We start from the raw sequence: 20910 nt of genomic DNA on the forward strand, positions 1-20910 counted from the left end.
GGAAGGCCACTCCTTCGAGGGGCGGGCGCCGGGGGTGCGTAATGTCGTACTCATGAGTACGACAGGGGCGACCGCCGATCCGCTCGCGGCCCTGGGCTCGCTGCCCGGTGTGGCCGAATCCGTGGAAACCGTGCGCAAGGCCGTGGACCGCGTCTACGGACACCGGGTCATGCGGCGGCGCAGCAACGAGATCACTTCCGAGGCGGCGCTGCGCGGCGCCCGCGGCTCGGCCGCGCTGTCCGGCGCGGACTGGGCGCTGGAGGAGGTGCGCAGGCGCAGCGACTTCGGCACCGACGACGAGGCACGCACGATGGGCGCCGCGCTGCGGCTGTCCGCCGAGGCGGGCCAGTTGCTGACCATCTGGCGGCAGTCCCCGCTGAGGGTGCTCGCCCGGCTGCACCTGGTGGCGGCAGCCGACCGGGCCGACCGGGTCGGACGGCCCAGGAAGGACGGTGAGCGGGTCGACGAGCCCTTGATCGGCCTTCCGCTGCCCGGCTCGGCGGAGACACACGGTCGGCTGGAGGGCCTGGCCGGACTGATCATCGCGGGCGGTCCCGCCCCGGCGCTGGTCACGGCCGCCGTCGTGCACGGCGAACTGCTCGCGCTGCGCCCCTTCACCTCCCACAACGGCCTTCTCGCACGTACGGCCGAGCGCATCGTGCTGGTCGGCAGCGGACTGGACCCGAAGTCGGTCTGCCCTGCCGAGGTCGGTCACGCCGAGCTGGGCCGCGAGGCCTATCTGACGGCGCTGGAGGGCTACGTCTCCGGCACCCCCGGGGGTGTGGCCGCCTGGATCGCCCACTGCGGCCGGGCGGTCGAGCTGGGGGCACGCGAGTCCACGGCGGTGTGCGAGGCACTGCAGCGCGGGGCGGCGTAACGCGCGCTCGGGGCCCGAGTGCGGGGGCCTGCGCAGAAATGCGGCGGTACGAGTTCTCGTACCGCCGCTGGCATGTCCACCTGGTTACCAGGCGTCCTCGATATGTACCCATCAGGTCGGGAACTCTGCCCGTCCCTGGTGCGGCTGGCCCGTAATCGACGGGTCGACGTCGCGTGGGTGCCCTGTGGCCATGCTCGGTCCGTGGGGCCAAATGCGTTGTGAAGGTGATCCTCTCGGATGTCCTTGGTCTCGCGGGCCGTTGAGTCCTTTGTACTCCAGGTTCCAAGCAAGCGGAAGTGGAGGGCCCGCTTCTTTACTTTTGGGTTCGAAGGCGCGCCGATCGGGCGTCCGGGTGCCGGACGGAAACCCGCACCCGCGGGTGCGTCTTCGCTGTGCCCGGTCAGGCCACCGGCGCGCGGCGTCGGCTGGTGTACCAGACCAGGCCCGCGGTGGCCGCGGCGGCTCCTATCGCGGCCACCGCCACAAGGGCCGGGCGGTGCGGGACGGAGAGCGCGGGGATGCGCTGCTTGAGCCGGACGGGCCGGTGGAAGTCCAGGATCGGCCATGCGCGCGCGACGGCTTCGCGGCGCAGCGTCCGGTCCGGGTTCACGGCGTGCGGGTGGCCCACGGACTCCAGCATCGGTACATCGGTCGCCGAGTCGCTGTAGGCGTAGCAGCGGGCGAGGTCGTAGCCCTCCGACTCGGCCAGCTCCCTGATCGCCTCGGCCTTCGTCGGCCCGTACGCGTAGTACTCCACCTCCCCGGTGAAGCACCCGTCGTCGCCCACGACCATGCGGGTGGCGACGACCCGGTCCGCGCCCAGCAGCTCGCCGATCGGCTCGACCACCTCGGCGCCCGAGGTGGACACGATCACCACGTCGCGGCCGGCGGTGTGGTGCTGCTCGATGAGGGTGGCGGCCTCGTCGTAGATGATCGGGTCGATCAGGTCGTGCAGGGTCTCGGCGACGATCTCCTTGACCTGCTGGACGTTCCAGCCGCGGCACAGTGCGGACAGGTACTTGCGCATCCGCTCCATCTGGTCGTGGTCGGCGCCGCCGGCCAGGAAGACGAACTGGGCATACGCGGTACGCAGGACTGCCCTGCGGTTGATCAAACCGCCTTGGTAGAACGACTTGCTGAACGTGAGCGTGCTCGACTTCGCAATGACCGTCTTGTCCAGGTCGAAGAAGGCGGCTGTACGGGGCAGTGAGTGGTTTTCCACGCCCCTGAGCATAGGGGCAGCCCATTCGGCGTAAGGTGTGGCGCGTGGGTTTGCCTGAGAGGGCTCTCGGGTACACCATGGAAGTCACGGATCGTTCGCGACCGTGCTAACCCGGTCCGGCTCCTCCCCCCCCGAGTCGGCCGTGGGGACGACCCCCGCTCTCCCCCCCGGCGGGGGTCGTCGCATGTCCGGGTGGGTTTTCCTCCTTCTCTTCACAGCCGAGGCGCCGCTCGACGGCCCTGCCCGGATTGATTGTCATGCCCATGGCTCGTTGCTCTGCGTAGTCATTGGGGTGCTCTGCGAGATTCTCCCAGGGGTGCCCGGGACTCACCGGTACGGGTGACGGCGATATTCACAGGCGTCGGACTGTCCACAGTTTTCGACCAAGATCCACACGATTTTCCGGATCGCCGCACCGTGATTCCAGCGCGTCCCGCTCGCGGCGGGTTCACCGCCCGTTCCGTTTGCCGAGTCGCGTACGGCCGGTTTCCACCGGCCGTTCATAAGAAGACCGCTTGCCGGTTCTTCACACGTCTGGGAATCGCGGGGCCGCAGAGGCGGCGCGTGATGCAGCGAAGGGGGAAGGAAATGGCAGGAACCGTTACACACGATCCGCCCGCCGCCGGAGGCCGGCCGGGCGGACCGCTGATCGTCACCGAGGACGCCGGACTTCTCGACGATCTGCTGCGCCTGTGCGCGGCGGCCGGTGCCACCCCGGAGGTCCACCACGGGGTACCGGAGCAGCGGGGCAGCTGGGAGGCCGCACCGCTCGTCCTCGTCGGGGACGACGCCGCGCGGCGCGTGCGCGGTGCCGCGCGGCGGCGCGGAGTGGTGCTGGTCGGCCGCGACCAGGACGACTCCGGGGTCTGGCGCCGGGCCGTCGAGATCGGCGCCGACCATGTGCTGATGCTGCCCGATGGCGAGCAGTGGCTGGTCGACCGCATCGCCGATGTGGCCGAGGGCGTGGGCCGGCCGGCCCTGACCGTCGGCGTCCTCGGCGGCCGGGGCGGGGCCGGCGCCTCCACGCTCGCGTGCGCGCTCGCCGTCACTTCGGCGCGTGAGGGGCTGCGCACCCTCCTGGTGGACGCGGATCCGCTGGGCGGCGGACTCGACGTGGTCCTCGGCGGCGAAACGGCGGAAGGGCTGCGCTGGCCCGCTTTCGCCGCCTCACGGGGGCGGGTCGGCGGTGGCGCCCTGGAGGAGTCGCTGCCCGAACTGCACTCCCTGCGGGTGCTCAGCTGGGATCGCGGCGACTGCGTCACCGTGCCGCCGCAGGCCGTACGGGCGGTGCTCGCCGCGGCCCGGCGAGGGGGCGGCGCGGTCGTGGTCGACCTGCCCCGGCGCGTCGACGGCGGGGTGGCCGAGATCCTCGCGCAACTCGACCTCGGGCTCCTGGTGGTCCCCGCCGAACTGCGCGCCGTCGCGGCGGCCGGACGCGTCGTCTCCGCCGTCGGCATGGTGCTGCGGGACCTGCGGGTGGCGGTGCGCGGCCCGTACGCGCCCGGCCTCGACGACCGGGAGGTGGCCCGGCTGCTCGGCCTGCCTCTCGTGGGCGACGTACCCGTCGAGCCCGGACTGCAGCGCCCGCCCGGTTCGGGACGGCCACCCGGGGCGTCGAGCCGGAGCCCACTGGCCCGGTTCTGCAAGGAGTTCTGGGAGCGGGCGCTGGTGGAGGCGAGGGCCGCATGAACATCGGAGTACGTCAGAGGCCGGAGGGGCCGCACGGGATGCCGGCGGGCGGCCGGGAGGCTGCCCTGCCCCCGGAGTCGTGGGGGACGCCACCAACAGGGTTCGGGGACATGGCCCCGGCCGGTGGCGGGGGCGGCGGTGTGGCTGCCGCGGGCTCCCGTAGCGGCGGGGCGGCGGGGCACGGGGCCGGGGCGCCGATGGCGGGAAGGACGCCCGGTACGCCGGTGAGCGCCGCCGGGAGTGGGCCGGGGGCGCCTCCCGGACTGCTCGACGGAGTACGGCGGTGGCTCGCGGAGAGCGGGTCCGAACCGACGCCCGCGCGGGTGGCTCAGGCCCTGCGGGAGCAGGGGCGGGTGCTCGGTGCCGCCGAAGTGCTGGGCGCCGCGGAACACCTGCGGTCCGAACTGATCGGCAGCGGACCGCTGGACCCGCTCCTCGCCGACCGGTCGGTCACCGACGTGCTCGTGTCGGCGCCCGACCGGGTCTGGGTGGACCGGGGCGGCGGACTGGAGCTGACGGGCGTCTCCTTCCCGGACGCGGTGGCCGTACGCAGGCTCGCCCAGCGGCTCGCCGCCGTGGCAGGCCGCCGTCTGGACGACGCCCGGCCCTGGGTCGACGCGCGGTTGCCCGACGGGACGCGGCTCCACGCCGTGCTGCCCCCGGTGGCCGTCGGTTGCACCTGCCTGTCGCTGCGCGTCGTACGGCCCCGAGCCTTCACCCTGGACGAACTGACGGCGGCCGGCACGGTGCCGCCGGGCGGCGACCGGATTCTGCGCGCACTGCTCGACGCACGGCTGTCCTTCCTGGTCAGCGGCGGCACCGGGACCGGTAAGACGACCTTGCTCAGCGCGTTGCTGGGGCTGGTCGGTCCGGACGAGAGGATCGTCCTCGCCGAGGACTCGGCCGAACTGCGGCCCGACCATCCGCACGTCGTGCGCCTGGAGACCCGGCCCGCGAACCAGGAGGGCGCCGGGCTCGTCACGCTCGAGGACCTGGTGCGCCAGGCGCTGCGGATGCGGCCGGACCTGCTGGTCGTGGGTGAGGTGCGCGGCCCCGAGGTGGTCCATCTGCTGGCGGCCCTCAACACCGGACACGAGGGCGCCGGGACCGTCCATGCCAATGCCGCCGCGGACGTGCCCGCCCGGCTGGAGGCGCTCGGCACGGCGGCCGGGCTCGACCGTTTCGGACTGCACAGCCAGCTGGCAGCTGCCCTGTCCGTGGTGCTGCACCTCGTCCGCGACCGGACCGGCGGGCGGCGGATCGCTGAGCTGCACGTGCTGGAACGGGACGCGTCGGGGCTGGTGCGGACCGTGCCCGCCCTGCGCTGGGGCTCCGACGCGTTCGTCCCCGAGCGGGGATGGGAGCGGCTGCGGGTCCTGCTCCGGAGCGGCGGCGCCGACGGCGGCGGACTGTGAGCGGGCGGCTCGTGGGAGGCCGGCTCGCGGGAGGTCGGCCTCTGGACGAGAGGTCTTTGACCGAGGAGCCCTTGACCGAAGGGCCGCTGAACCGGTGGAGACAGCAGACGGTGAGGAAGGACCGAGGGTGAACGGGACTGCCGGGATGCCGACCGGGATGTCGGTGGGGACGGCCATGGCGTGTTTGGGGGCCGCCGCGTGGCTGCTGGGCGGCCGGCGGGCCGGAGCCAGGCGGGCGCGGCTGCTGCTGGCCCACGGGGGGCCGGTCGGGAGCGGGCCACCGGGATGGCCCCGGGTGATCCGCGCGTGGGGACGCATCCGGGGAAGACTGCGGGCCGAATGGTGGGCCCTGGCCGCCGGGGCGGTGCTCGCGCTGCTGGGCGCATCGGCGCTGCCGCTCGTCGCGGGCGCGGTCGGGGTGCCGTTGCTGCGGCGGGGGCGGCTGGCCGCTGGGGAGCGCCGGGCCCGTGAGCGCCGGGGCGACGCGGTGATCGCACTGTGCGGGGCGCTCGCCGGGGAGGTGCGCGCGGGGCGGCAGCCGGGTGAGGCGCTGTCACCGGCCGTGCGGGACTCCGGTGGGCTCGGTGCCGCCCAGGCGGCGGTGCTGGCGGCGGCACGGTTCGGCGGGGACGTGCCGGAAGGGCTCGCGGCGGCGGCGCGGCAGCCGGGCGCCGAAGGGCTCCGGGGACTCGCCGCGTGCTGGCGGGTCGCCGTGGACCAGGGGGCGGGACTCGCGGCCGGACTGGACAGGCTGGAAGCGGCGCTGCGTGCCGAACGGGACCAGCGTGCCGACCTGCGCGCCCAGTTGTCCGGTGCCCGCGCCACCGCGGTGGTACTCGCAGGGCTCCCCGCCCTGGGGCTCGGGCTCGGCGCCGCACTCGGGGCCGACCCCCTGCACGTCCTCCTGCACACCCCGTCGGGGCTCGGCTGTCTCGTGGCCGGCGGGGTCCTGGAGGGCCTGGGGCTGTGGTGGGTGCTGCGGATCATGCGGGGTGCCGAGGAGGTGTCGGCATGAGCGGCGAGGCTGTCCACAGGCTGGGGATTGTGGTGGGGGCGGCGCTGGCGCTCGGCTGGCCGGCCTGGTGGCTGCGCCACGTGCGGTGCGAGCGCCGGCTGCGACGACGGCTGGCCGAGATGCTGGCCGAAGGACAGGCGACTGCCCGGCCGCGCCTCACCGTGCCGGAAGGTGCGCGCGGTTGGCTGCCTCCGGCTGGCGTGGCCTGCGCGGGCTGGTTACTGGTGGGCGGTCCCACCGGAGTACTGGTCGGGCTGGCCTGCGCCACCGGACTGTGGCGATGGCGCCTGCGGCAGACGGTGGCCGGCGCGCACGAGCGGGAACGCGCGCAGGCCTGTGCGGCACGGCAACTCCCCCTTGCCGCCGATCTGCTGGCCGCCTGCATCGCGGCCGGCGCCGGACCCGTGCCCGCTGCGCAGGCCGTCGGTGAGGCCCTGGGCGGGCCGGTCGGGGACGCGCTGGCCGGAGGCGCGGCGGAGGTACGGCTCGGTGGGGAACCGGGCGAGGCCTGGCGCCGGCTGGCCGCTGTGCCGGGAGCCGCGGCCCTGGCCAGGCTGCTGGAACGGGCTGACGTGTCCGGACTCCCCATGGCCGCGCCCGTCGCGCGGCTCGCCGCGGACTCCCGCGCGCAGTGGGCCCGCGAGGCGACGGCACGGGCACGGCGGGCCGCCGTCATGGTCACCGCGCCGGTCGGGCTGTGCTTCCTTCCCGCCTTCATCGCGGTCGGCGTGCTGCCCGTGGTGATCGGACTCGCCGGCGGGGTGCTGGGAGGAGGTGGTCGATGACGGGAGGGAACCGGAACGGCGGCAGGACGAACCGTCAGACAGGCGAGTGGTGTTTCAACAGGACTTTCGCATGAAGGAGTGGAGATGTATCAGGTGGTGCAGGTGGTACGGGCTCGGTTGTATGCCCTGCTGTGCAGGGGGCGCGCCTCACGGAAGGACGCCGGAATGGTCACTTCCGAGTACGCCATGGGCATCGTGGCGGCGGTGGCCTTCGCCGTCGTGCTCTACAAGGTGGTCACGAGCGGCCCGGTCGACGAGGCGCTGACGAGGATCGTGGAGCAGGCGCTCGATGGCGACATGTGAACGGCGCTCGGACCGCGGCTTCGTGACGGCGGAGTCGGCGATGGTGCTGCCCGTACTGGTGATGTTCGCGATGGCGCTGGTGTGGGCGCTGTTGGTGGTGGCGGCGCAGATCCGGTGCGTGGACGCGGCCCGCACCGGTGCCCGCGCGGCGGCCCGGCAGGATTCCCCCGGTGCCGTCGCCGAGGTGGCCCGCCGGGCGGCACCGTCCGGCGCGGAGGTCACCGTGCGCCGGGAGGCGACGCACGTCCGCGTGACGGTCGTGGCCAGGCCCCCGCTGCTGCACGGACTGCCCTTCGACGTACGGGAGGAGGCGGTGGCGGCCGTGGAGGAGACCGTGGGGGCGGACACGTGAAGCAGGAGCTCCGTGACAGGCGGCGACGGCAGAGCGACCGGGGGCGTGGCCGAGGGCGCGGGCGGGGGTGTGGAGCCGGTCCGTCGGACCGGAGGGCCGAGCGCCGTACCCGTGGGGAGCGTGCCGGAGGGCGCGCCGCACAGGCCGGACGGGAGGCGGCCGGGCCCGGGCGGGGACTGAGCCCGGACGGCAACCGCCACCAGGAGCCCGACCGGTGCCGGGACGCGGACCGGCGTCAGGAGTACCGCCGGCACCAGGCCCGGCCCCCAGGTCGGCGCCGGTACTCCGGACAGGTACCCGACCGGGGTTCCGCGACCGTCTGGAGCGTCGGGGCGATCACCGTGCTGTGTGTCGTCTTCGGCGCCGTCCTCACCCTGGGACAGGCCGTCGTGGTCCGGCACCGGGCGGCCGGCGGTGCGGATCTCGCCGCGCTGGCGGCGGCGGGCCGGTGGATGGACGGTACGACGGCGGCCTGCGCGCGGGCCGACCGGGTGGCCGGGGCACAGGGCACGCGCCTGGTGCGGTGCACCCTCGAGGGCGAGGTCTCGGACGTGTCGGTGGCCGCAGGACGAGCACTGTTCGAGGCGGAGGTCAGGGCACGGGCGGGGCCGGCCGGTCCGGTGGCCCCCGCTGCCGCTCACCCCGGGCCGGCCTCCGCCGCCATACCGCCCGTCGGGCCCGTACTGCCCGCCCGCTCCGCCTCGCTCTCCCCCGCCCCGTCCTCCTTCACCGGTGCCCCCTCCAGCAGCACCGTGAGGAGCCGTACCGCACCTCGCTTGTGCAAAGGCTCGTTGCCGTTGCCGCACTTGGGGGACTGGATGCAGGACGGGCACCCGGCCTCGCACTCGCAGGAGGCGATCGCCTGCCGGGTGGCGGTGAGCCAGTCGCCGGCGGTGTGGAAGGCGCGCTCGGCGAAGCCGGCCCCGCCCGGATGACCGTCGTAGACGAAGACGGTGGGCAGCAGGGTGTCGGGGTGCAGGGGGACGGAGACCCCGCCGATGTCCCAGCGGTCGCAGGTCGCGAAGAGGGGCAGCATGCCGATCGAAGCGTGCTCGGCAGCGTGCAGGGAGCCGCCGAGGATCTCCGGGTTGATCCGGGCCCGGTCCAGCTGGTCCTCGGTGACCGTCCACCACACCGCGCGGGTGCGCAGCGTACGGGGCGGCAGGTCGAGTTTCGTCTCACCGAGCACCTCGCCGGTGATGACACGTCGACGCAGGAAGGAGACCACCTGGTTGGTGACCTCGACGGAGCCGAAGCACAGACGGCCGTCGCCCCAAGGGAGTTCGGTGTCCGTCTCCAGCAAGGAGATCGACGTCGTGTCGCGGGCGACCGTCGTGTAGGCCGGGGCGGCCTGCTCGACCAGGGCGACGGAATCCTCCAGGTCGAGGGAGCGGACGAGATACGTGCGGCCCTGGTGCAGGTGGACCGCGCCCTCGTGGACGGTCGTGTGCGCGGCGCCGGCGTCCACCGTGCCGAGCAGCCGTCCCGTCCCGTCCTCGACGACCTGGACGGGACGGCCGCCCTCCCCGCGGATGTCGGTCAGGTCGGCGGCCCGTTCCCTGCGGGTCCAGTGCCAGGCCTTCGTCCGGCGGCGGAGCAGCTTCGCGGCCTCCAGCTGCGGCAGCAGCTCCTCGGTGGCCGGGCCGAACAGTGCCAGATCCTCGTCCGTCAGCGGTAGTTCCTCGGCCGCCGCGCACAGGTGCGGGGCGAGCACGTAGGGGTTGTCGGGGTCGAGGACGGTGGATTCCACGGGCCGGTCGAACAGGGCCTCGGGGTGATGGACGAGGAAGGTGTCCAGGGGATCGTCACGGGCGACCATGACGGCGAGGGCGCCCTGCCCGGACCGGCCCGCTCGGCCCGCCTGCTGCCACAGGGACGCCCGGGTTCCCGGATAACCGGCGATCACCACGGCGTCCAGACCGGAGACGTCCACGCCCAGTTCCAGGGCGTTCGTCGCGGCCAGTCCGAGGAGTTCGCCGGAGTGCAGGGCACGTTCGAGGGCGCGGCGTTCCTCGGGGAGATAGCCGCCCCGGTAGGCCGCCACCCTCCGGGCCAGCGAGCGGTCGACCTCGGCGAGGCGTTCCTGGGCGATCACCGAGATCAACTCGGCGCCGCGCCGGGAGCGCACGAAGGTGACCGAGCGGACGCCCTGGACGGTGAGGTCGGTCATCAGGTCGGCGGCCTCGGCGGTGGCCGTACGCCGGACGGGGGCGCCCTTCTCGCCGTGCAGCTCGGTCAGCGGAGGCTCCCAGAGGGCGAACACCAGTTCACCGCGAGGTGAGGCGTCGTCGGCGACCTCGACCACCGGCAGACCGGTGAGACGGCGGGCGGCGACCGCGGGCTCGGCGGCGGTGGCGGAGGCGAGCAGGAACACGGGCGAGGCGCCGTAGCGGGCGCAGAGGCGGCGCAGCCGGCGCAGCACCTGGGCGACGTGCGAGCCGAAGACGCCCCGGTAGGTGTGGCACTCGTCGACGACGACGTACTTCAGCGATTTCAGGAAGGAGGACCAGCGGGCGTGGGACGGGAGGAGGCCCCGGTGCAGCATGTCGGGGTTGGTCAGGACGTAGTTGGCGTACTGGCGGATCCACTCGCGTTCCTCGAACGGGGTGTCGCCGTCGTGGACCGCCGCGCGCACCGAATGGCCCAAAGGTTGTGAAAGTTCCTTCACAGCACGGCACTGGTCGGCCGCCAGGGCCTTCGTGGGGGCCAGGTAGAGGGCGGTCGCGCCGCGGCCGTTCGGGGCCTCGGAGCCGTCCAGGAGCGCCGACAGGACGGGCGTGAGATACGCCAGGGACTTGCCGGAGGCGGTACCGGTGGCGACCACGACGGACTCGCCGTCGAGGGCGTGCTCGGCGGCGCGTGCCTGGTGGGCCCACGGATGGTCGATGCCCGCGGCCTGCACGGCGGCGAGCACCTCCGCCCGGATCCGGTCCGGCCAGACGGCATGGCGACCCGCGCGCGGGGGCAAGTGCTCCGTATGAGTAATGCGCGAAGCCCTGCTCGGTCCGGCTGCGAGCCGGTCGAGGAGCGCCCCCGGCGAGGGCCGGGGTGTGCTGTCCGCCGGGGGCCGATCGGGTCGGAGATTCTTGGCCATCGGCACCGAGTGTGTCACCGGCATGACGGACAATGGGTCCAAGGCGTCGTGCACGCCTGCCGGTAAGTGATTGAATGCCATCGCGGCTGGCGAACCGTCCCGGGGGCTGAGCCGAGATGCCCCAAGGGCGACCGCTCGAAAGCTAGGTGCTGGAGGATCCGTGGACCTGTCCCTGTCGACCGAGACCATGGGCGATCGCACGATCGTCAGGGTCGGTGGCGAAATCGACGTATATACCGCGCCCAAGCTGCGCGAGCAGCTGGTCGAGCTGGTGAATGACGGCAGTTTCCACCTTGTCGTCGACATGGAGGGTGTGGACTTCCTCGATTCAACCGGACTCGGCGTGCTGGTCGGCGGCCTGAAGCGTGTGCGTGCCCATGAGGGCTCGCTGCGCCTGGTCTGCAACCAGGAGCGCATTCTCAAGATCTTCCGTATCACCGGCCTCACCAAGGTGTTCCCGATCCACACCTCGGTCGAGGAAGCGGTGGCGGCCACCGACTGATCACCGGTCCCGGGCGTCCGCGTCCGGGAGCAGCAGTGAAGTACGAGGAGGACCGGGCTCTTCGGCGGCCCGGTGCCTCCCCACAGCACGCCCGAAGTCTGCGAGGGGGATGCATGGCCACCGTTGAGCTCCGCTTCAGCGCGCTGCCCGAGCATGTCAGGACCGCCCGCCTGGTGGCGGCAGCGGTGGCGCGCAGGGCCGGAGTGGACGAGGCCGTCCTCGACGAGGTCCGGCTGGCCGTCGGTGAGGCGTGCACGCGTGCCGTCGGACTGCACCAGAACGGCGGCATCTCGGCCCCTGTGAAGGTGCTGCTGATCGAGGAGGAGAAGCAGTTCTCCATCGAGGTCGGTGACGAGGCGCCCCACGCGGTTCCCGGCGGGCGCACGCCCGGCGGGGGTCCCGGGAGCACCGAGGCCGAGATCGAGGAGGACGAGATGGGCCTCGCGGTCATCAGCGGACTCGTCGACGATGTCGAGGTCAGTGCCGGGGAACACGGCGGATCGATCCGCATGAGGTGGTCCACCACGCCGCCGGCCACCTTCCCCGTCTGACCCGTCTGACCCGTCTGGTCGGGCGTGCCCGACTCGCTCGTACCGAAGGGCCCCACCACCTGTGGGGCCCTTCGGCATGTGCGGGTGTGATCGCCCGCGCCTACAGTGGCCCCTGTACCGGCCGCCCCCGCGCTCCGCCCTCAGGCTCCGTCCTCACCCTCAGTCCCCTCCGGGTGGTCCCCGGGCATACGGTCCTGTGCGCCCGGGAGCGTGCGAGCGGCTCCGGGCGGGCTGTCCGCAGCGCCGTTCACCGCGTGAATTCATTCACGACCAGCCAGGTGATCAAAAAGGTTTTTGCGCGATCACCGAAAGGATCATCCGCCTGATCAGGTGAATGGTCCCCCGAATGCCTCAGTGGCATTACGGATTGTGGTTCCCGGGTCGTCCGGCGATCATTGCGTGAAGAGCACGTGCGGCCATTTACATTTAACGCACTCTGTTTTGATCAGGTTCCGGGTACCTACAATCCCGTCCACATCTTGAGCTCAGCCCAAGCGTCAAGGAGGACGAATGGCGGAGCTTTCGCTCTCACATCAGCCAGGCCAACCCCTCTCCCTCGCAGCTGCCGTGCTGACCGACGGCAACCGTGTGCTCGTGGTGGTCATCGGGCTCGTAGCACTGGCAGCGCTGGCCGTCGCGGGCATCCTGGTGCGCCAGGTGCTCGCGGCCGGCGAGGGCACCGAAAAAATGAAGGAGATCGCCGCAGCGGTCCAGGAGGGTGCCAACGCCTATCTGGCCCGCCAGCTTCGCACGCTCGGCGTATTCGCCGTAGCCGTGTTCTTCCTGCTCCTGCTGCTGCCCGCGGACGATTGGAACCAGCGTGCCGGACGATCGGTTTTCTTCCTGATCGGAGCGGCGTTCTCGGCGACCACCGGATACATCGGCATGTGGCTCGCCGTCCGCGCCAACGTGCGAGTCGCCGCGGCGGCCCGCGAGGCGACACCGGCTCCGGGAGAGCCGGAAAAGGATCTCACCGCCGTCTCGCACAAAGCGATGAGGATCGCCTTTCGTACGGGCGGTGTGGTCGGCATGTTCACCGTCGGACTCGGTCTGCTGGGCGCCGCCTGCGTGGTGCTCGTGTACGCGGCCGACGCGCCGAAGGTGCTCGAGGGCTTCGGGCTCGGGGCCGCGCTCATCGCGATGTTCATGCGGGTCGGCGGCGGCATCTTCACCAAGGCCGCCGATGTCGGCGCCGACCTGGTCGGCAAGGTCGAGAAGGGTATTCCGGAGGACGACCCGCGCAATGCCGCGACCATCGCCGACAACGTGGGCGACAACGTCGGCGACTGCGCGGGCATGGCGGCCGACCTGTTCGAGTCGTACGCCGTGACGCTGGTGGCCGCGCTGATCCTTGGCTCGGTCGCCTTCGGCGACGCCGGACTGGCCTTCCCGCTGCTCGTGCCGGCGATCGGCGTCCTCACCGCGATGATCGGCATCTTCGCGGTGGCCCCCAGACGCACCGACCGCAGCGGGATGAGCGCGATCAACCGCGGCTTCTTCATCTCCGCGGGGATCTCGGTCGTCCTGGTCGCGATCGCCGTGTTCGTCTATCTGCCGTCGTCGTACGCCGGGCTCGACGGTGTCACGGACGCGACGATCCAGGGCAAGGACGGCGACCCGCGGGTCCTCGCGCTCGTCGCGGTCGCCATCGGTATCGTCCTCGCCGCCCTCATCCAGCAGCTCACCGGCTACTTCACCGAGACCACCCGGCGCCCCGTCAAGGACATCGGGAAGACCTCGCTCACCGGCCCGGCCACCGTCGTGCTCGCCGGTATCTCCCTCGGGCTCGAGTCGGCCGTCTACACCGCCCTGCTGATCGGCCTCGGCGTGTACGGGGCCTTCCTGCTCGGCGGTACGTCGATCATGCTGGCGCTGTTCGCGGTGGCGCTCGCGGGTACCGGCCTGCTCACCACGGTCGGTGTGATCGTCGCGATGGACACCTTCGGACCGGTCTCCGACAACGCGCAGGGCATCGCCGAGATGTCCGGCGACGTGGAGGGTGCCGGCGCCCAGGTGCTCACCGACCTGGACGCCGTCGGCAACACCACCAAGGCCATCACCAAGGGCATCGCCATCGCCACGGCGGTTCTCGCGGCGGCCGCGCTGTTCGGCTCGTACCGCGACGCCATCACCACCGGCGCACGGGAGGTGGGCGAACGGCTCAGCGGGGAGGGCGCCCCGATGAGCCTGATGATGGACATCTCGCAGCCCAACAACCTCGTCGGGCTCATCGCGGGCGCGGCGGTCGTCTTCCTCTTCTCGGGACTGGCGATCAACGCGGTGTCGCGGTCGGCGGGTTCGGTGGTCTTCGAGGTGCGGCGGCAGTTCCGCGAGAAGCCCGGAATCATGGACTACAGCGAGAAACCGGAGTACGGCAAGGTCGTCGACATCTGCACCAAGGACGCCCTGCGCGAACTCGCCACACCCGGTCTGCTCGCCGTGATGGCACCCGTCTTCATCGGGTTCACGCTCGGCGTCGGGGCACTCGGCGCCTTCCTCGCGGGCGCGATCGGCTCGGGCACCCTCATGGCGGTGTTCCTCGCCAACTCCGGTGGCGCGTGGGACAACGCGAAGAAACTCGTCGAGGACGGCCATCACGGCGGCAAGGGCAGCGAGGCCCACGAGGCGACCGTCATCGGCGACACCGTCGGCGACCCCTTCAAGGACACCGCGGGACCGGCCATCAACCCGCTGCTGAAGGTGATGAACCTGGTCGCGCTGCTCATCGCGCCCGCGGTCATCCAGTTCTCCTACGGCGCGGACAGGAACGTCGGCGTACGGGTGCTGATCGCGGTCCTCGCCCTGGCTGTGATCGTCGGCTCGGTGTACGTGTCCAAACGGCGTGGGATCGCCATGGGCGCCGAAGGCGATGCCGAACCGGACTCCACATCGGCCGACCCGGCGGTGGTTTCGTAGGCACGCCACCGAGTCCCCGTCCGAGGTGCGGGCGGGCAGCGCGTCGTGATGACGCGTCGCCCGCCCGCGCTGTGTGCGGTGAGCCCCTCGTCATGAGCCTTCTCTCGATGGTGCAAATGGCTTCAATGGTGGTCTCAGCAGACATTCGTCGGGGAGGTGTCGCGCGTCCGGCGTGTATCTTCCGGGGCCGGGAGTCATGGAAGGGGCCGATCCGGTGAACAAGAAGCTCGCGGCCGCGCTGTCCAGCGGTGCGGTACTGGTACTGGCGCTGACGGGATGCGGCGGCGACGACGACAACGAGAAGCTGAACTCCTGGGCGGACCAGGTCTGCGGCGCGGTACAGCCGCAGGCGAAGAAGATCCAGGCCGCCAACGCCGCGATCCAGAAGGAGACCTCGGACAACAGCACCCCGGAAGAGGTCCGGAAGACCGACTCGAAAGCCTTCCAGGACATGTCCGACGCCTACAAGGCGATCGGTGCGGCCGTGACCAAGGCGGGGGCGCCGGACGTGGAGAACGGCGAGAAGAAGCAGACGGACGCGGTCAAGGAACTCAACGGCATCTCCGCCTCGTACGCCTCCCTGAAGAAGCAGGTCGACGGACTCGACACGGACGACCAGGCGAAGTTCGCCGACGGTCTGAAGGACATCGCCGCCGAGCTGGACAAGCTCAGCAAGAGCGGCAACGACGCCCTCAAGACGCTGGAGGAGGGCGAGGTCGGCGAGGCGATGGCCCGGCAGCCCAGCTGCAAGACGGCCACCGGTCCGGCGCAGTCCACGACGGGCTGACGGCGCGCCGGCGCGCAGCCGCCCTCACCCCGTGATCACGGGGCCGCCGCGCCGGCCGCGCCGGCCGCGCCGGCCCCCACGGCCGTGACCCGCGACGGCTGCCACCGCCGTGGCGGTCGCGGCCGGTCACGGCGGGCCACGGCACGCGCGGGGAGAGGGCGGCGGCCACAATGGAGGGCGTGAGTAACACCGGCCTGCCGCCCCTGCCCTCGTCCGACCGTCCCGACACCGCCGCCCGCCTCCGGGACGCGCTGCTCGGGGCCTCCTTCACCGCCGACGGACTGCTCGAACTGCTGGGCGCCCCCGCGTACGCGGCGCTGGCCCGCAGCGAGACCGTGCCCGCCTTCCGGGCCACACGCGGGGACACCCCGCTGGAGACGCTCGTGCGCCTCTTCCTGTTGCAGCAGCCCGTGCCGCACGCGCGTGTGGCGGACGTGCTGCCCGTCGGCGCCTGCCTGGAGGACGGGTGGCTGGTCCGCGCCGGCGCGGGCGACGTCACCGCGACCGTGGACGTGCGGCCGTACGGCGGGCCCGCGGACGAGGACTGGTTCATCGTGTCCGACCTCGGGTGCGCGGTCGGCGGCGCGGGCGGCATCGGCAGTGCGCACGAGGGCGTCGTCCTCGGCGTCGGCGGGGCGTCCACGACCCTGGCCGGCATCACCGTCCGCACGCCCGTGGCCTCCGCGCTTGACCTCGGCACCGGCTCCGGCATCCAGGCGCTGCACGCCACCCGGCACGCCACGCGCGTGACGGCCACCGACGTCAACCCGCGCGCGCTGCACATCACCGCGCTCACCCTGGCCCTCTCCGGGGCTCCGGCCGCCGACCTGCGCGAGGGGTCGCTGTTCGCGCCGATCCGCGCGGACGAGAAGTACGACCTGATCGTCTCCAACCCGCCCTTCGTGATCTCGCCGGGCGCGCGGCTCACCTACCGTGACGGCGGTATGGGCGGGGACGATCTGTGCCGCACGCTCGTTCAGGAGGCGGGGGAGCGGCTCGGGGACGGAGGGTTCGCGCAGTTCCTCGCCAACTGGCAGCACGTCGAAGGGGAGGACTGGCAGGACAGGCTCAGGTCCTGGGTGCCCCGTGGGTGCGACGCCTGGATCGTGCAGCGCGAGGTGCAGGACGTCAGCCAGTACACCGAGCTGTGGCTGCGGGACGCCGGCGACCACCGCGGTGACACGGCCCAGTACCGGGCGCGGTACGACGCCTGGCTGGACGAGTTCGAGGCGCGCGGGGTGAAGGCGGTCGGCTTCGGCTGGATCACGCTGCGCAAGTCGGGCGCCGACCTGCCGTCGGTCACGGTGGAGGAATGGCCGCATCCGGTCGAGCAGCCGCTCGGGGACACGGTGCGGGCCCACTTCGAGCGGCTCGACCACCTCCGCGCGCACGACGACGCGGCGCTGCTCGCGGCACGCTTCAAGCTGGCCGCCGAGGTGGTGCAGGAACAGGTCGGGCTGCCCGGCGCGGAGGACCCGGAGCATGTGGTGCTGCGCCAGAACCGCGGCATGCGCCGGGCCACCCGGGTGGACACCATCGGCGCCGGCTTCGCGGGGGTGAGCGACGGCACGATGAGCGCGGGCCGCATCCTCGACGCCATCGCCCAGCTCCTCGGCGAGGACCCGGTCGTGCTGCGCGACCGCACCCCGGCCCAGATCCGGCTGCTGGTCGAGCAGGGCTTCCTGGAGCCGGTGAGATGACGGTGCGGGACTTTCGGCCCGGACGACGGTGAGGGCGGATCGAGGGCTCGGGAGGGAAGAAGGGCTCGGGAGGGTGGTGGGTTCGCCAACTTCCGAGTGGTTTCGGACACCCTTGCCGAGGTCGACCGCCCTCACCGAGGTCGGCCGCCCTCGCACCCGTCCCCGTCGCCCCCGCGTTCACTTCCGGTTCGCCTTCCCGCCGCTCGCGCGTGCCAGCCTCACCCCCGGGCCGGCACAGCGGCCGGGAAGAAGGGTTCGGGGGACCATGGAGAGCGGACCGGCGGTCTTCGCGGGGATGGTGTTCTGCCTGTTCGGGGGCGGGCTGCTGGCCTGGACCGCGATCAGTGTCCGCCGGCGTCGCCCCGTGGCCCAGGGGGTGGGCCCGGTCGCCTCGGTCACCGTCGCGAGCCTGGTCTCGCTGATCTCCCTCCTCGTCGGGGTGTGGTGCCTCACCCGCCTCTGAGGGCCGGCCGGGGAACGCGGGCGAACAGGGGGTTTTGGTAACCGAGAGGTCGCGCTCCGCACAGGGGCGGGCAGGGTCTGGGCGGTCCGGGCGGCAGGAACGGTGCAAGTCGGGTTACCGTTCGAGTGGCCGTTGCGGGCTTTTCCCGTTTGACACGGGGGTGGGATGTACCGTCACACTCCGCAGCGGCACGAACCGTGCATGCAGACCCGACCTCGGGCCGAGAGCCCGGGGAGGCCCCAGCGTCGACCGGAGAGAAGAGCGAAGTTGTCCCCGACCAGCGAGACCGCGAAGGGCGGCCGCCGACTCGTCATCGTCGAGTCGCCTGCCAAGGCGAAGACGATCAAGGGCTATCTCGGCCCTGGCTACATCGTCGAGGCGAGCGTCGGGCATATTCGCGACCTTCCCAACGGCGCCGCGGAGGTGCCCGAGAAGTACACCGGTGAGGTCCGCCGTCTCGGTGTGGACGTCGACCACGACTTCCAGCCGATCTATGTGGTCAACGCCGACAAGCGGGCCCAGGTCAAGAAGCTCAAGGACCTGCTGAAGGAATCCGACGAACTCTTCCTCGCCACCGATGAGGACCGCGAGGGCGAGGCCATCGCCTGGCACCTGCAGGAAGTGCTCAAGCCGAAGATCCCGGTCAAGCGGATGGTCTTCCACGAGATCACCAAGGAAGCGATCCGCGCGGCCGTGGCCAACCCGCGCCAGCTCAACCAGAAGCTGGTCGACGCCCAGGAGACCCGCCGCATCCTCGACCGCCTCTACGGCTACGAGGTCTCGCCGGTCCTGTGGAAGAAGGTCATGCCCCGGCTGTCGGCCGGCCGTGTCCAGTCCGTCGCCACCCGGCTCGTGGTCGAGCGGGAGCGCGAGCGCATCGCGTTCCGTTCCGCCGAGTACTGGGACCTGACCGGCACCTTCGCGACCGGCCGCGCCGGAGACGCGTCGGACCCGTCGACGCTCGTCGCCCGTCTGCAGTCCGTCGAGGGCAGGCGCGTCGCGCAGGGCCGCGACTTCGACTCCCTGGGGCAGCTGAAGAGCGCGAACACCCTCCAGCTCGACGAGGCGAACGCCCGCGCCCTGGCCGCCGCCCTGGAGAACACCCGGTTCTCCGTGCGGTCCGTCGAGTCCAAGCCGTACCGCCGCTCGCCGTACGCCCCGTTCCGTACGACGACGCTGCAGCAGGAGGCGAGCCGCAAGCTCGGTTTCGGCGCGAAGTCCACCATGCAGGTCGCGCAGAAGCTGTACGAGAACGGCTACATCACCTACATGCGTACGGACTCGACGACGCTGAGCGAGACGGCGGTCACCGCCGCCCGCGCCCAGGTCACGCAGCTGTACGGTGCCGACTACCTGCCGCCGCAGCCGCGCACCTACGCCGGGAAGGTGAAGAACGCGCAGGAGGCGCACGAGGCGATCCGCCCCTCCGGCGACCGCTTCCGCACCCCGGCCGAGACCGGCCTGACCGGCGACCAGTTCCGGCTCTACGAGCTGATCTGGAAGCGGACCGTCGCCTCCCAGATGAAGGACGCCACCGGCAACTCCGTCACCGTGAAGATCGGTGGCACGGCGGCCGACGGACGCGACGTCGAGTTCACCGCGTCCGGTAAGACCATCACCTTCCACGGTTTCCTGAAGGCCTACGTCGAGGGCGCGGACGACCCGAACGCCGAACTCGACGACCGCGAGCGCCGACTGCCGCAGGTCACCGAGGGCGACGCCCTCGCCGCCGAGGAGATCACGGCCGACGGCCACGCCACCAAGCCCCCGGCCCGCTACACCGAGGCGTCGCTGGTCAAGGAGCTGGAGGAGCGGGAGATCGGCCGCCCGTCGACGTACGCGTCGATCATCGGCACGATCCTCGACCGCGGCTACGTGTTCAAGAAGGGCACGGCCCTGGTGCCGTCCTTCCTCTCCTTCGCCGTCGTCAACCTGCTGGAGAAGCACTTCGGCCGACTCGTCGACTACGACTTCACCGCGCGCATGGAGGGCGACCTCGACCGCATCGCGCGCGGCGAGGCGCGGTCCGTGCCGTGGCTCAAGCGGTTCTACTTCGGTGAGAGCGCCCCCGGCAGCGGCTTCCCCGCGGGCGGCACCGGCGGCGGAGCGGCCGAGGCGGGCAACGGCGACGGGGACCACCTCGGCGGCCTCAAGGAGCTGGTGACCGACCTGGGCGCGATCGACGCGCGCGAGGTGTCGTCGTTCCCGGTGGGCGACGGCATCGTGCTGCGGGTCGGCCGCTACGGCCCGTACATCGAGCGCGGCGAGAAGGACTCCGAGAACCACCAGCGAGCCGACGTTCCCGAGGACCTGGCGCCCGACGAGCTGACGGTGGAGTACGCCGAGGAACTGCTCGCCAGGCCGAGCGGTGACTTCGAGCTGGGCACCGACCCGGCGACGGGCCGCCCGATCGTCGCCAAGGACGGCCGTTACGGTCCGTACGTCACGGAGATCCTCCCCGAGGGCACCCCGAAGACCGGCAAGAACGCGGTCAAGCCGCGTACGGCCTCCCTCTTCAAGTCGATGTCCCTGGACACGGTGACGCTCGACGACGCGCTGAAGCTGATGTCGCTGCCGCGCCTGGTGGGCGCCGACGCGGAGGGCGTGGAGATCACCGCGCAGAACGGCCGGTACGGGCCGTACCTGAAGAAGGGCACCGACTCGCGGTCGCTGCAGTCCGAGGACCAGCTCTTCACGATCACGCTGGAGGAGGCGCTGGCGATCTACGCCCAGCCCAAGCAGCGTGGGCGGGCCGCGGCGAAGCCGCCGCTCAAGGAGCTGGGCACCGACCCCGTCAGCGAGAAGCCGGTCGTCGTCAAGGACGGCCGCTTCGGCCCGTACGTCACGGACGGCGAGACCAACGCGACCCTCCGCTCCGGCGACAGCGTCGAGACGATCACCCAGGAGCGCGGATTCGAGCTGCTCGCCGAGAAGCGCGCCAAGGGGCCCGCCAAGAAGACGGCGAAGAAGACGGCCAAGAAGGCTCCGGCCAAGTCGGCGGCGGCCAAGAAGGCTCCGGCGAAGAAGACGGCGGCCGCCAAGAAGACCGCGGCGAAGAAGACCACGGCCGCGGCGAAGACGACGGCGCGGAAGACGACGACGGCGACGGCCGCCGCGACGAGGACCGCCGCGAAGAAGGCGACGGCCGCATCGAACGGCGCCGGCACCGAGGACTGAGGGGCCTTCAGGACCTGCCCGTCCCCAGGCGTGGATCTTCGCCGGGGGTTCGGAACGCGAAC

Annotated in this window: 16 protein-coding genes and 1 pseudogene; 15 read left to right on the top strand and 2 right to left on the bottom strand. The window is 72.1% G+C overall.

The genetic code is table 11. The annotated features are described in order from the left end of the window. Positions 1 to 52: 52 nt before the first annotated feature. Positions 53 to 877, top strand: coding sequence for an oxidoreductase (locus ORI94_RS05985; RefSeq protein WP_266073133.1), 825 nt, complete (start codon positions 53 to 55; stop codon positions 875 to 877). A gap of 400 nt (positions 878 to 1277) precedes the next feature. Here the strand turns inward: ORI94_RS05985 and ORI94_RS05990 are convergent, their stop codons facing one another. Beyond that, entirely contained in the window at positions 1278 to 2111 is an 834-nt protein-coding gene (locus ORI94_RS05990; protein WP_266073135.1) for an HAD family hydrolase, read from the bottom strand. A gap of 576 nt (positions 2112 to 2687) precedes the next feature. On the opposite strand from ORI94_RS05990, the gene ssd reads away from it, so the two are divergent. From ssd to ORI94_RS06025, 7 genes and pseudogenes are all read left to right on the top strand, one after another. Further along, positions 2688 to 3788 carry a septum site-determining protein Ssd gene (gene ssd, locus ORI94_RS05995; RefSeq protein WP_266073137.1) on the top strand — a complete coding sequence of 367 codons (1101 nt, stop codon included), beginning with the start codon at positions 2688 to 2690 and terminating at the stop codon, positions 3786 to 3788. Positions 3789 to 3985: 197 nt separating this feature from the next. Then, positions 3986 to 5203, top strand: a complete 1218-nt coding sequence (locus ORI94_RS06000; RefSeq protein WP_266073138.1) for a TadA family conjugal transfer-associated ATPase — start codon at positions 3986 to 3988, stop codon at positions 5201 to 5203. Positions 5204 to 5360: 157 nt separating this feature from the next. Further along, the gene (locus ORI94_RS06005; RefSeq protein ID WP_416237783.1) at positions 5361 to 6218 is read left to right on the top strand and encodes a type II secretion system F family protein; all 858 of its coding nucleotides are present in this window, start codon (positions 5361 to 5363) and stop codon (positions 6216 to 6218) included. Further along, on the top strand, positions 6215 to 7003 hold the full coding sequence (locus tag ORI94_RS06010) for a type II secretion system F family protein (RefSeq protein WP_266073139.1): 789 nt from the start codon (positions 6215 to 6217) through the stop codon (positions 7001 to 7003). The genes ORI94_RS06005 and ORI94_RS06010 overlap by 4 nt, the downstream gene beginning before the upstream one ends. A 93-nt stretch (positions 7004 to 7096) precedes the next feature. Then, positions 7097 to 7306, top strand: a complete 210-nt coding sequence (locus tag ORI94_RS06015; RefSeq protein ID WP_266073242.1) for a DUF4244 domain-containing protein — start codon at positions 7097 to 7099, stop codon at positions 7304 to 7306. Further along, on the top strand, positions 7293 to 7658 hold the full coding sequence (locus tag ORI94_RS06020; protein WP_266073141.1) for a TadE family type IV pilus minor pilin: 366 nt from the start codon (positions 7293 to 7295) through the stop codon (positions 7656 to 7658). Before ORI94_RS06015 ends, ORI94_RS06020 begins: the two co-directional genes overlap by 14 nt. 341 nt (positions 7659 to 7999) lie before the next feature. Further along, positions 8000 to 8209: pseudogene (locus tag ORI94_RS06025) on the top strand (Rv3654c family TadE-like protein); the annotation flags it as partial. An 86-nt stretch (positions 8210 to 8295) separates the two neighbouring features. On the opposite strand, the gene ORI94_RS06030 reads toward ORI94_RS06025, so the two are convergent. Beyond that, entirely contained in the window at positions 8296 to 10833 is a 2538-nt protein-coding gene (locus ORI94_RS06030; protein WP_266073143.1) for a DEAD/DEAH box helicase, read from the bottom strand. A gap of 79 nt (positions 10834 to 10912) precedes the next feature. Between ORI94_RS06030 and bldG the strand changes: the two genes are divergently transcribed. The 7 genes from bldG (at position 10913) to topA (ending at position 20848) form a co-directional block, all read left to right on the top strand. Next, positions 10913 to 11254 carry an anti-sigma factor antagonist BldG gene (gene bldG, locus ORI94_RS06035; protein ID WP_003991900.1) on the top strand — a complete coding sequence of 114 codons (342 nt, stop codon included), beginning with the start codon at positions 10913 to 10915 and terminating at the stop codon, positions 11252 to 11254. A 113-nt stretch (positions 11255 to 11367) separates the two neighbouring features. Beyond that, positions 11368 to 11805 carry an ATP-binding protein gene (locus ORI94_RS06040; protein ID WP_266073159.1) on the top strand — a complete coding sequence of 146 codons (438 nt, stop codon included), beginning with the start codon at positions 11368 to 11370 and terminating at the stop codon, positions 11803 to 11805. A gap of 510 nt (positions 11806 to 12315) precedes the next feature. Further along, positions 12316 to 14721: a sodium-translocating pyrophosphatase gene (locus ORI94_RS06045; RefSeq protein ID WP_266073161.1), complete on the top strand. Its 2406-nt coding sequence runs from the start codon at positions 12316 to 12318 to the stop codon at positions 14719 to 14721. 196 nt (positions 14722 to 14917) lie between these two features. After that, positions 14918 to 15508 (top strand): small secreted protein, encoded by a 591-nt coding sequence (locus tag ORI94_RS06050; protein WP_266073163.1) that lies wholly within the window; start codon positions 14918 to 14920, stop codon positions 15506 to 15508. 170 nt (positions 15509 to 15678) lie between these two features. Further along, positions 15679 to 17208, top strand: a complete 1530-nt coding sequence (locus tag ORI94_RS06055) for a N5-glutamine methyltransferase family protein (protein ID WP_266073165.1) — start codon at positions 15679 to 15681, stop codon at positions 17206 to 17208. Between the two features lie 265 nt (positions 17209 to 17473). After that, complete coding sequence (locus ORI94_RS06060; protein ID WP_266073167.1) at positions 17474 to 17671, top strand: hypothetical protein; 198 nt, start codon at positions 17474 to 17476, stop codon at positions 17669 to 17671. Between the two features lie 267 nt (positions 17672 to 17938). Continuing rightward, positions 17939 to 20848 (top strand): type I DNA topoisomerase, encoded by a 2910-nt coding sequence (gene topA, locus ORI94_RS06065; RefSeq protein WP_266073168.1) that lies wholly within the window; start codon positions 17939 to 17941, stop codon positions 20846 to 20848. The last annotated feature ends 62 nt before the right edge of the window (positions 20849 to 20910 follow it).

The sequence above is a fragment of the Streptomyces sp. NEAU-W12 genome (assembly GCF_026242095.1).
Classification (GTDB): Bacteria; Actinomycetota; Actinomycetes; order Streptomycetales; family Streptomycetaceae; genus Streptomyces.

Coding starts and splice junctions, on each gene's coding strand:
- ORI94_RS06045 (WP_266073161.1), top strand. CDS start 12,316: ATGGCGGAGCTTTCGCTCTCACATCAGCCAGGCCAACCCCTCTCCCTC.
- ORI94_RS06055 (WP_266073165.1), top strand. CDS start 15,679: ATGGAGGGCGTGAGTAACACCGGCCTGCCGCCCCTGCCCTCGTCCGAC.
- ORI94_RS06000 (WP_266073138.1), top strand. CDS start 3,986: ATGGCGGGAAGGACGCCCGGTACGCCGGTGAGCGCCGCCGGGAGTGGG.
- ORI94_RS06020 (WP_266073141.1), top strand. CDS start 7,293: ATGGCGACATGTGAACGGCGCTCGGACCGCGGCTTCGTGACGGCGGAG.
- ORI94_RS05985 (WP_266073133.1), top strand. CDS start 53: ATGAGTACGACAGGGGCGACCGCCGATCCGCTCGCGGCCCTGGGCTCG.
- ssd (WP_266073137.1), top strand. CDS start 2,688: ATGGCAGGAACCGTTACACACGATCCGCCCGCCGCCGGAGGCCGGCCG.
- ORI94_RS06040 (WP_266073159.1), top strand. CDS start 11,368: ATGGCCACCGTTGAGCTCCGCTTCAGCGCGCTGCCCGAGCATGTCAGG.
- ORI94_RS06005 (WP_416237783.1), top strand. CDS start 5,361: ATGTCGGTGGGGACGGCCATGGCGTGTTTGGGGGCCGCCGCGTGGCTG.
- ORI94_RS05990 (WP_266073135.1), bottom strand. CDS start 2,111: ATGCTCAGGGGCGTGGAAAACCACTCACTGCCCCGTACAGCCGCCTTC.
- ORI94_RS06030 (WP_266073143.1), bottom strand. CDS start 10,833: ATGGCATTCAATCACTTACCGGCAGGCGTGCACGACGCCTTGGACCCA.
- ORI94_RS06010 (WP_266073139.1), top strand. CDS start 6,215: ATGAGCGGCGAGGCTGTCCACAGGCTGGGGATTGTGGTGGGGGCGGCG.
- ORI94_RS06060 (WP_266073167.1), top strand. CDS start 17,474: ATGGAGAGCGGACCGGCGGTCTTCGCGGGGATGGTGTTCTGCCTGTTC.
- ORI94_RS06050 (WP_266073163.1), top strand. CDS start 14,918: ATGGAAGGGGCCGATCCGGTGAACAAGAAGCTCGCGGCCGCGCTGTCC.